The following is an 11200-nucleotide window of genomic DNA, read 5'->3' on the forward strand; positions in this document are numbered from 1 at the left end:
CTTGTTAGATATAGAAAAACAGTCCTTGCCGGCATTCGCCAGCAAGGACTGTTTTTCATGTACTAGAAGGCACGAAGTCTAAATGGTACCTTTTCTTTTATTTCAAATAAAAACTCATAATCTGTGTTTCGTTAATTTTTGCTTGGGTACTATTTGTTTTTTCCAGTTTTTCAACCAGCTCGCCATTCGTGATAACAATCGGAGTTACGATGCTTGGAGCTTTGGCTTTCAGAAAATCGATATCAAATGTAACAAGCTTATCTCCTGCTTTTACATTTTGCCCTTCTGCAACATGGACTTCAAATCCCTCACCATTAAGGTTAACTGTTTCCAATCCAATATGAATCAACAATTCTATGCCATGCTTCGTGCGGAGGCCTAGCGCATGTTTAGTATGAAAAACCTGGATCACTTCTGCATCGATTGGAGATACGACCAACCCCTCCTCAGGAAGAATCGCTATTCCGTCCCCCATCATTTTACCGGAAAACACCGGATCTGGAACATTTTCAATACTTATTACTTGTCCATTTATAGGAGCAAGCAGTTGCTCCACAATCTCTTTTTTACTGAATAATTTTTTGAACATAATATTTCCACCTTTCTCTTTCAGTCTTGAATCTCACAATTAATCGTTAAATATTCTGTGAATTCCGATAATATTTTTTGTTATTTTTTCTTTTTCAATTTCCCTTCTGCTTTCTTTTTATTCTGTTCCACTCTAAATATAACCATCTCGGTTATTAATTCATAAGGAATTGGCTTGTTTAGTGGAAACTGAACGGCCCCTTTTGAACATTTATATTCAGATAAAGCAGATTCGAACGCAGAGATCGCGCTTGGAGCTGGATAGAATCCTATATGTTTTTTATAGGCAGCGAAATGTACCAGATTTCCATATAAAACAAAGGTAGGCATTTGATAGCTTATCTTTTCTTCTGCATCCGGTGCTGCATCCTTTATGACTTTTCTTAACGTTTTTAATATCTCCTGAACTTCTTCGGGAAATTGTATAATGTATTCATCAATTGAATGGAATGTATTGGTTCCCTCCATCTTTTCTCCCTTCTTAAATCCAAACTACAATACTCTTATTATAACATTCTCCCCCACCAACCTATGGATTGAATCCCTTTTGTATTTCGCTAACCTATCCCTTTAAAAACTCTTCCATTCTATTCATTACACCTTCAAGCATGATAATCGACCTTGAAGTATTCAAAGGTTCACTATCCAAGGAATGGTTGGCATTTGGGATTTTATCCATGCTTATATTCGTTTTACTTTCAATCATTTCAATTTTACCTGGAATATAATGATGATCTTTTTCTCCTATAACTATATGTGCTGAATGATTGCTGCTTAATAATCCTTCAAAAATCGCATCGAACTTCAATAGCGGCGTAAGCAATATCATTTTGGCATTCAAAAACCGCTCACTTTTCATGATTCCGTTGATGATGGGTATGGTGCCAAGTGATTTGCCTAGAAATACTGTTCCTTTATATTCATGATTTTGAAGTACTTCCGTAATGACGGGATTGATATCATTAACGATCACTTTTGTGATATCTACCAATGGATGCTTGAAAATATCCTGGTCATAAGCGTAATGAATATGTACGACATCATACTGATTTTGAAGCATGATCATCGTCGAATAATAGAATAACGGCTTCTCATACGTGTATCCCGCACCTGAAAACATAAAACAAACGGCTGGACTTCCGTTTTCAATATGTGTGTATGTAATTTCTTTTTCATTACTATTTATTTTTCTTTGGTTAACCTCCATGATAGATTCCTCCCATTCTTTCTTTTGCTCTTAGTATTCATTAGCTACCTGCTGAATCCCTCCTTGATCGATACTATCTAAACAGAATCCAAGAATTAGGTTTCGTTTTTTATCAGGAATAGGTATACTTTAGCTATCAACCTATTTTATGGAAATTAATCTGATGATCGATCAATCCAGCCTTGAAGGAGAGTGTGTAATGAAAATCAAAGTGTTATGTTTCATTCTTGTCCTGCTAGTCACTGGTTCCATGAGTACGATTCATGCAAGTGCAAACGATCAAAAGATGAAAGAACTGGATATCGGGGATTCTTTCGATGGTGTGGAAGGCACGATGGTACTCCAAAACTTAAAAAATGATAAAGTATTTATCTATAATAAACAGAGAAGTAAAGTACGCTACACTCCAGAATCGACATTCAAAGTGGCGAATGCATTAATCGGTTTACAGACAAAAGCGGTAAGCGATGAATATGAGGTGAAGCGCTGGGATGGGGTAATCAGGGAATTTGAGGATTGGAACAGAGATCATACGCTGGCTTCAGCCATGAGGCATTCAGTGATCTGGTATTATCAAGCAATGGCCCGTGATATCGGGGCGGAAAACATGCAGCAATATGTGAACCTTCTAGATTATGGCAATCATGATATCTCCGGGGGGATCGACCAGTTTTGGCTCGACAGCAGCATAAAGATTTCTGCCCGGGAACAAGTCCAATTCATCGAAAACCTTGTAGAAGAAAAACTGCCTATCGATAAGCAGCATATGAGAACCGTTAAGAGAATCATGATCAATGAAGAAGCAAACTCATATGTCCTCCATGGAAAAACCGGGACACGCCTTTCTGATATGGGATTGGGCTGGTATGTGGGTTACATCGAAACGGACAAAGGAAAATGGGCCTTCGCCACTAACTTGGATGGCAGCGGAAGCAAAGCCAAAGCGATTACGCTTGAAGCCTTGAAAGAGTTGGATATCCTAAAAGAATAAAAGTTCACGCATGCTCTTAATTCGGGCATGCGTTTTGCTTTGTCATAAAGGTATCTGAAACTTCACCTGATTTGTCAGCACACAGATTCAAAACTCTTCTAGACAAGCTCCTTAAACATAATCATTTATACTCTTCCTTTCTTCTGATTTTGAAAAATGAGAAAATTATGAATTTCTCGTTTTTTAAAATCGCATAGTTTTTTGTTCCATGTTCTTATTGTGCATCACGTGTTTATGCCTTGTTGACGATACGTGTTTATTTGATATAGTTTTAAAATAGTAATTCAAGACTGACTAAATAAAGTAATAAAACTGCATCATAATAAATGGAGCTAAGGATTATTTGTTTGTAACGTTTATATAAACTATGGGCCTTTAGTGAAAGGGGCACCTTCTGTGAAAACCATTCAAAGTCGCTTATTGTTAATGTTATTTCTTTTTATCATCTTACCGTATTTTCTATCAGTGTTTCTGATTTACAGCTATACAAAAAATAGTGTGGAGAGACATGAGCTTGAAAATAGCCAGGAACAACTTCAGAAAAACGCTGAAGAACTGGAGCAATACTTTGATGACATGATTAATCTTCCCTATCTATTATATCGAAATCCCGATTTATTCCGGATTTTTAAAAATGGTTTTGAAGACTCGATATACTTTAACCCGATTGCGATGGAAAAAAGTATAGAAACCTTTTATCTGATGCGAAACGAAATCCGTCAAGTACGGTTTTATATTGATAAGGATAAAGAATCGTTTACAGTTTATAATGCGACGGTCAGTGCCCGGAAACCTCAACCAGATTTATTAAATGAGGATCCGATAAAACAATTTTATAGCTCTAACTCTAATTACATGATTGAGCCGCCACATCAAATTCAAAATTACAATGACACAGCGATCATTCCCCAGTCGGACGACACAATGGTGATGACTTTTCACCATAAAATAGTCGATGTGCCTTCAAACGAATATCTCGGAATAATTACAATTGATATAGATTTAGATGCCTATGCCCGTATATGTAACAGCCTTGTTCAAAAGGATGAAGAATCTGTACTACTTTTGGATTCGCATAACAATGTCATGTATGCAAATGATCGGTCCCTTATAGGAAAATCCGTTACTCCTGATTTTAAAAAGCAGATTACGGGTGAAGATATTATTTTAACCAAAACATTATCAGGAACACTAAATCATTGGAAATTAGTTAAGATAACCCCTAATCATGTATTATTCGATGATGTCCGGAAGACTGCCTATACAAATATAATCGTTGGACTAATAGTTGGCTTGTTAGGGCTATTAATGATTGGTATTATTTCATACAGAATTACTCGTCCCATTAAACTTCTTAGCAAGAAAGTGAGAACAATAAAAGGTGGAAATATGGATGTCCCCTTTGACGATGGAAGAAAAGACGAAATTGGTGAGTTGGAAAAACATATGAAGGATATGATGAACCGAATCAATCTACACATTGAAAGAGAATATAAACTCGAAATAGAAAATAGAAAAAACCAATTCAGAGCATTAAAATCTCAGGTTAATCCGCATTTCTTATTTAATTCGTTACAATCTATTGGTGCAGTTGCCCTAAGATCTAATTCTCCAAAAGTCTACCAATTATTGACATCACTATCTAAAATGATGCGCTACTCCATTAAGGCAAACCAATGGGTGTTGGTTCGAGATGAAGTGAATTATATAGAAGCATACCTAAACCTTCAAATGGAGCGTTTTGGAAACATTGTGAACTATTCTATTAAAATAAGCGAGACGATCCTTGATATGACGATTCCAAGTATGATTCTTCAGCCCCTCGTTGAAAACTTCTTTAAACACAGTTATGAAGAAGGTTTCTATCATGCTCATTTAACTATTTATGGAGAAATACAAGGAGAATTTTTACACCTCATCGTTGAAAATTCGGGTCCTAGTTTGACTCAGGCGGAGCTTCGAATATTAAGAGAAAATATATACGCGTCCCTACATGAAAGCACATATTCACATAATCATATCGGTCTGAAAAATATTTATGATCGTTTAGTTCTAAATTATGGATCAAAAGCAGGCCTGGAAGTGGATACGTATCAAGGACAAGGATTTTCCGTTAAAATAGTGATTCCACTAGAATTTCCGCTTGCTAATGAATAGATTGCTTCGTAGCCGCCATTCAAAAACGGACACTTTTACTCATTCATATAAGGAGATGAAATCTGTGAAAGCTTTAATTGTCGATGATGAGTTCAATGTACGTGACGTAATACGCCATTTAGGGCAGTGGGAAAAATATGGTATCAACCAACTATTAGAAGCAAGTAATGGTGATGATGCAAAAAGAATGATAGAGAAGGAAAGTCCTGAAATCATCTTTACGGACGTGAAAATGCCTGGAATGAGCGGTATGGAACTAATCGAGTGGCTAGATTCCATTTCTTATCCTGGTAAAGTGATTTTAATTTCGGGTTTTGACGACTATTCATTTATGCGTAAAGCAATTCAGTTTAGCAGCTTCGATTATTTGTTGAAACCGATTGAAGCTGATGCATTTAACAAAACACTGGAAGAAGCCGTTAAATCATGGGCGAATGAAGAGGAAGTTCGTGCTAATGAAGATACCGGCGTATATGAAGATGTTAAAAGGTTTCGGAGTAATCAATTAGTTACTGCCGCTTGTATGGGGGAACACTTCGACAAAAACGATATTGAGTCATATGTTCCAAAAGCAGACGGATACACCCTTACATTAATTTCCTTTTATCAAATGCACCATCCTGTCCCCTACATTCAGTTACTTGCTGACGAACTTGTTGAGCGGAAAATCGGAAATGCATTTGCGCTTCAGAATGATCATAATCTTTGTCTAGTGATCACCATACCTGACCATTGGTTATCCGTTGAAGAATGGATCAGTCATCAATTTGATATTCCTGTTCGCCTTGTTTGTGGCGAGTCCTTGGAATCATTAGGGGAGATCCACAATTCTTTTAAGTCATTACAAAAAGCAATGAAAAATCAAAACTTCAGATCCATCCACCGTTTGGATGACTTGGATGTTGCACGCCGCATAGAAGACATAGTTTCATATGTTGAAAAATATTACATGGAAGAATTGAGTTTAGAAAAGCTATCGAATGTATTCTTCTTAAGTCGCGAACATATCTCAAGAAAGTTCAAACAAAAAACCGGAATGCTCCTGTCCAAATACATCACTAAACTAAGAACTGACCAAGCAAAACGCTGGTTAAGAGAAACCGAAAAAAGTATTTACTCCATCTCTTTAATGCTCGGCTATCAGGATGAGAAATACTTTTCAAAACTATTCAAAAAAGTGGTTGGCATGACACCATTCGAGTACCGAAACGGTGAAAAGAATGCAGATCAGAAGTAAATAATTCACCTTAATTAGAAAATTTCAGGGGTGACATGATGAAAAAAGAGATACTAAACATATTTTTAATCGGAATATTGAGCCTATCACTTTGTGCATGTCAAACAAAGACCGAGAGCGGAACAAAAAAACCGGAAATTTCAGAGCGAAAAATCACTTTGAATGTAAGGAATCCGAAAGTTGAAATTTCTACACAGTTCGAACAAATGGTGTTTGCTTATGAAAAAGAAAATCCAAATGTAGATATAAAGGTTCACACGGTTGGTGGGGCTATGGATAACCTTGCTGATTTGAAAGCAAAAATGGCCACTGGCAATGGTCCTGATATTTTCACAAACAGCGGATACGAAAATGCCAAACAGTGGAGTGAATATTTAGAGGATCTTTCTGACCAACCCTGGGTTGAACATGCATATGAAGATGCGTTAACCCCCATGAAATTCGATGGGAAAATTCATGGGATGCCGGTTAATCTGGAAGGGTACGGATTCATCTATAATAAGGATATATTTAATAAGGAAGGAATCGATGAATTACCCAAAACGCTGACTGAATTAATAGCAGTTGCTGAAAAATTGCAAAAAGCAGGGGTTACTCCTTTTGCAACTGGATATTATGAAGAGTGGAAATTGGGTGACCACTTAATGAATGTCGGTTTTACAGAGCAAGAAGATCCACCGGCTTTTATAAAAGGCCTAAATGATGGAACTGAAACAATATATAATAATCAAAAATTCAATGATCTAATCAATTTGTTGGATGTAACATTAAAGTATGGAAACAATAACCCGCTAACAACAGATTACAACATGGAAGTGAATCTATTCACTTCAAAAAATGCAGCGATTATTCAACAAGGAAACTGGATACAGCCGATGATCGATCAACAATCACCGAATATGAACATCGGATTTATGCCAATACCAATAAATGATCAACCTAAAAAGGAAGCCTTGATGGTCGGCGTACCGAATTATTGGGTTGTAAACAAACAAGCCACACCAGAAAAGAAGAAAGAAGCGAAGAGATTTTTAAATTGGATGGTTTCTTCTGAACAAGGCAAAATGTTTTTGACAGAACGCTTTAAATTCATACCTGCTTTCACTAACATTGAAGCTGACAATTTAGGACCTCTTGCTGATGAAACAATTCAGTATTATAAAGAAGGAAAAACATTATACTCAAACTGGTATGATTTCCCTGTAGGAATAAGAGAAGAATTTGGGGCTGCCATGCAACTATATGTAGGAAACAAGCTTAATCGTGGTCAATTACTGCACGAGTTTCAGAGGTCATGGGAAAGGGCGTCAAGCGAATAAAATAGTACACTTCTTGCCTCCTTTGTTGGGGCATTTTTTTGTACGTCGAAAACTACGATATCAATATAAGACTAAATTCTAATCAATATATGACATATCCATAGAATTAAGACTAACCTATAATTTTATTAGTACTTCAAACAGGCGGGACTGTTACTCCCAAAAAGTAATCGTTCCACTAGACTTTATTTTTATATACTAATAAACATTCTAGGAGGAAGGCATATGAACCTTAACAGGCTTGCCAAACAAGCAACAGTAATAACACTTAGTACAGTTATCTTATTAGGAGGCAGTCGCTCAGAAGCTTTCGCGGCACCAAAAGACCCATTAGATCACAATGAAAAGTATGGCACTTCACAAATCACTCGTTACGACATGCAAAAAATGATTAATCAACAAGGCGATGAAAAGTTTACAGTTCCCAAGTTTGACGAATCAACAATAAAAAACATTCCCTCAGCAAAAAAGTATGACAAATCAGGAAATTTAATTGATATGGATGTATGGGATACCTGGCCATTACAAAACGCTGATGGTACAGTGGCAGAATATAAGGGCTATCATATCGTATTTGGATTAGCTGGAGACCCTAAAAATGGTAGTGACACGTTCATTTACTTGTTCTACAAAAAAGTTGGAGAAACATCCATTGATGCTTGGAAAAATGCTGGCAGAGTATTTGATGATAATGATAAAAATGTTCCAAATGATCCTTATTTAAAAAATCAAGCAGAAGAGTGGTCCGGTTCTGCAACCTTCACGTCTGATGGAGAAGTTCGCTTATTCTATACAAATCGCGGACAGTTTTCACCAGATTCTAAGCAATACGGTAAACAAACATTAACAACAGCTCAAGTAAACTTATCTGAGTCAGGTGCCAATACATTGCAAGTGGATGGCGTAGAAGATTACAAATCCATCTATGAAGGCGGAGACAGCAAGTTTTATCAATCACATGATAAAGCTTTCGGCGATGAAAATTTTAGTGATAATCATACATTGAGAGATCCACACTATATTGAAGACAATGGTCGTAAATACCTTGTTTTTGAAGCGAATACTGGGACTGAATATGGTTACCAAGGAGAAGAATCCCTTTACAACAGGGCTTACTATGGCAACAGCAATAAATTCTTCCAAGCTGAAAAGGATAAACTTCTGCAAAGCTCTAAAAAAGGTTTAGCTGAATTAGCAAACGGTGCCATTGGCATTATTGAAATAAACGATGATTATACATTAAAAAACGAAATGAAACCCTTGATTGTTTCGAATACAGTAACAGATGAAATTGAACGTCCTAACATATTTGAAAAAGACGGAAAATGGTATTTATTCACAAGTACAAGAGGATCAAAAATGACCATTGATGGAATTGATGATAAAGATATTTACATGTTAGGTTACGTGGCAAATTCTTTAACTGGCCCATACAAACCGTTAAATAAAACAGGAATTGTCTTACACCAAGATCTTGATCCTTATGATATTACTTGGACATATGCTCATTATGCTATCCCACAACCGGAAAGCGATAATGTAGTTATCACAAGTTACATGACAAATAGAGGTTATTTTAAAGACCATAAATCTACCTTTGCCCCAAGTTTTTCACTTAACATCAAAGGGCCAAATACAGCTGTGATAGAAGATAGTATTCAGGAACAGGGTCAACTAACGAATAACCAATAATTTAATGTTCATCCGAAGTTTTACAAAATTATTCAAAAAAAGAAAATGTCTGTAAAATCGGCATTTTCTTTTTTTAATTAGGCTCTTTTCGTAAAGATTGTTGTTTTTAAGACGAAACTATTTAAGGTTGATTGGAGCGGAAGTGCGAGACTCCTGCGGGAGCAGCGGGACAGGTGAGACCCCACAGGCGTTTACGCCGAGGAGGCTCACCGCCCGCCCCGCGGAAAGCGAGCATCTGGAGGGGAAATCAACCACACCGCACTACTTAGTAAATAGCAACAAAGTATGCGAAAACAGCTTTTAATTAAATATGCTTTACATTATCTTAGGAACAAAATAGGGAAAATAAAAGCGTGGTGATTTACTTGGACAAAATAGTTTTTAATAAGAAAGGTTTTAAGTCGTTGGCTCTATTAATACTTGGATTGTTTACTGCCGGATTATTAGTCTATTTAATCAAATCAACTTTACCAGTAAAGCATGAAGAGGAATCGTATCGAGCTAACTACCATTTCACTGTACCTGACAAATGGAAAAACGATCCTCAGAGGCCGATTTTCATTGATGGAGAGTACCATTACTTTTACCTCTATAATGGGGATTATCCGGATGGAAATGGAACAGAATGGCGTCATTCAACCTCAGAGGACTTGGTGCATTGGAGTGATCAAGGGATAGCCATTCCGAAATATACCAATGATAATGGAGATCCATGGTCGGGATCAGTCGTTGTGGACAAAGAAAATACGGCAGGCTTTGGAAAAGATGCTCTTGTGGCAATTGTTACGCAGCCCTCCAAGGATGGCGGTAAACAGGAACAATTTCTATGGTATAGTACGGACAACGGTAAAACATTTACCTCCTACAGTGATGATCCCATCATCTCAAATCCTGGAACGAAAGATTTTAGAGATCCAAAAATCATCTGGGATGACAATGATCAAAAATGGATAATGGTCATGGCTGAGGGAACAAAAATAGGTTTTTATAAATCTCACAACCTAAAAGATTGGCAGTATATGAGCAGTTTTGTCACGAAAAACATTGGTATTGTAGAGTGCCCTGACCTTTATATGTTACGGGCGGATGACGGGACTTTAAAATGGGTACTTGGTGTCAGTGCTAATGGGCAATCGAATGGTAAACCAAACACATACGCCTATTGGACTGGAAGCTTTGATGGAATGGAATTCTTCCCAGATTACAATGAACCGCAATGGTTAGATCATGGCTTCGATTGGTATGGTGGAGTTACATTTGAAGATGGGACAGAAAGCGATAAATATAACAAACGGTATGCCCTCGCTTGGATGAATAATTGGGCCTATGTCGATAATACTCCGACCCTAAAAGAAGGCTTTAATGGAATGGATTCCATCGTTCGCCAAATCGGGCTAAAACATGCAGGCAACAACCTATATTATTTATCTTCACAACCTATCGAAGCATTGAAAGAATTGACGAGTTCAACGGATTCTTATGAACAAATTGAAGTGAATGGCTCCAAAACTCTAGATGTAAAAGGTGATGTATATCAATTGGAGACGGATATCAATTGGTCAGACATAAACAATGTAGGCTTAAGGCTTCGGGAATCAGCAGATCAAACACGCCACATCGACGTAGGAATTTTTGCAGAAGAAAACTACTCTTATGTCAATCGAACTTTTACCGAACACCCTGACGAAAGTAATCAATATATTAAAAGCATCGCTCCATATGATGCTAGCAAGAAACATGTTCACTTAAAGATCCTCATTGATAAAACAAGTATTGAAGTGTTTGTGGATGATGGAAAGATTGCACATTCAAATTTAATATTCCCTGAATTTGATGATAAAGGAATATCCCTCTTCTCAGAGGGAGGCAAAGCGGTCTTTCATAATATTAAGATCAAACACCTCGATTCGATTAATTGAACATCATTTATGAATGGTGATACTATGGTTTATACTTTGACTACAATTCACCATGTCTACCCAAAACTCTTCAAATGGGAGTAATAACGA

At 36.9% G+C, this 11200-nt stretch carries 9 protein-coding genes; 6 read left to right on the forward strand and 3 right to left on the reverse strand.

Annotated features, from left to right (window positions below; translation table 11 throughout):
• Window positions 1–97 precede the first annotated feature (97 nt).
• From ABC374_RS20265 to ABC374_RS20275, 3 genes are all read right to left on the reverse strand, one after another.
• Entirely contained in the window at window positions 98–589 is a 492-nt protein-coding gene (locus ABC374_RS20265; protein ID WP_413019565.1) for a PTS sugar transporter subunit IIA, read from the reverse strand.
• 80 nt (window positions 590–669) lie between these two features.
• A complete protein-coding gene (locus ABC374_RS20270; RefSeq protein WP_350300094.1) occupies window positions 670–1056 on the reverse strand; it encodes an iron chaperone in 387 nt (128 codons plus the stop codon).
• 94 nt (window positions 1057–1150) lie between these two features.
• Window positions 1151–1795, reverse strand: coding sequence for an alpha/beta hydrolase (locus ABC374_RS20275; protein WP_413019566.1), 645 nt, complete (start codon window positions 1793–1795; stop codon window positions 1151–1153).
• A 199-nt stretch (window positions 1796–1994) separates the two neighbouring features.
• Here ABC374_RS20275 and blaOXA point away from each other — a divergent pair, with 199 nt between their 5' ends.
• The 6 genes from blaOXA to ABC374_RS20305 all read left to right on the forward strand — a co-directional run bounded on the left by blaOXA (window position 1995) and on the right by ABC374_RS20305 (window position 11110).
• Window positions 1995–2786, forward strand: coding sequence for a class D beta-lactamase (gene blaOXA / locus ABC374_RS20280; RefSeq protein ID WP_413019567.1), 792 nt, complete (start codon window positions 1995–1997; stop codon window positions 2784–2786).
• A gap of 396 nt (window positions 2787–3182) precedes the next feature.
• On the forward strand, window positions 3183–4943 hold the full coding sequence (locus ABC374_RS20285; protein WP_413019568.1) for a cache domain-containing sensor histidine kinase: 1761 nt from the start codon (window positions 3183–3185) through the stop codon (window positions 4941–4943).
• A 64-nt stretch (window positions 4944–5007) separates the two neighbouring features.
• A complete protein-coding gene (locus tag ABC374_RS20290) occupies window positions 5008–6180 on the forward strand; it encodes a response regulator (protein WP_350300098.1) in 1173 nt (390 codons plus the stop codon).
• A gap of 38 nt (window positions 6181–6218) precedes the next feature.
• A complete protein-coding gene (locus tag ABC374_RS20295; protein ID WP_413020409.1) occupies window positions 6219–7499 on the forward strand; it encodes an ABC transporter substrate-binding protein in 1281 nt (426 codons plus the stop codon).
• Window positions 7500–7724: 225 nt separating this feature from the next.
• Window positions 7725–9191: a glycoside hydrolase family 68 protein gene (locus ABC374_RS20300; RefSeq protein ID WP_413019569.1), complete on the forward strand. Its 1467-nt coding sequence runs from the start codon at window positions 7725–7727 to the stop codon at window positions 9189–9191.
• Between the two features lie 404 nt (window positions 9192–9595).
• Complete coding sequence (locus ABC374_RS20305) at window positions 9596–11110, forward strand: glycoside hydrolase family 32 protein (protein ID WP_413019570.1); 1515 nt, start codon at window positions 9596–9598, stop codon at window positions 11108–11110.
• Window positions 11111–11200 lie beyond the last annotated feature (90 nt).

Origin of the sequence: Peribacillus phoenicis (assembly GCF_047238085.1) — a bacterium.
GTDB lineage: Bacteria > Bacillota > Bacilli > Bacillales > DSM-1321 > Peribacillus.

Coding starts and splice junctions, on each gene's coding strand:
- blaOXA (WP_413019567.1), top strand. CDS start 1,995: ATGAAAATCAAAGTGTTATGTTTCATTCTTGTCCTGCTAGTCACTGGT.
- ABC374_RS20270 (WP_350300094.1), bottom strand. CDS start 1,056: ATGGAGGGAACCAATACATTCCATTCAATTGATGAATACATTATACAA.
- ABC374_RS20275 (WP_413019566.1), bottom strand. CDS start 1,795: ATGGAGGTTAACCAAAGAAAAATAAATAGTAATGAAAAAGAAATTACA.
- ABC374_RS20295 (WP_413020409.1), top strand. CDS start 6,219: ATGAAAAAAGAGATACTAAACATATTTTTAATCGGAATATTGAGCCTA.
- ABC374_RS20265 (WP_413019565.1), bottom strand. CDS start 589: ATGTTCAAAAAATTATTCAGTAAAAAAGAGATTGTGGAGCAACTGCTT.
- ABC374_RS20300 (WP_413019569.1), top strand. CDS start 7,725: ATGAACCTTAACAGGCTTGCCAAACAAGCAACAGTAATAACACTTAGT.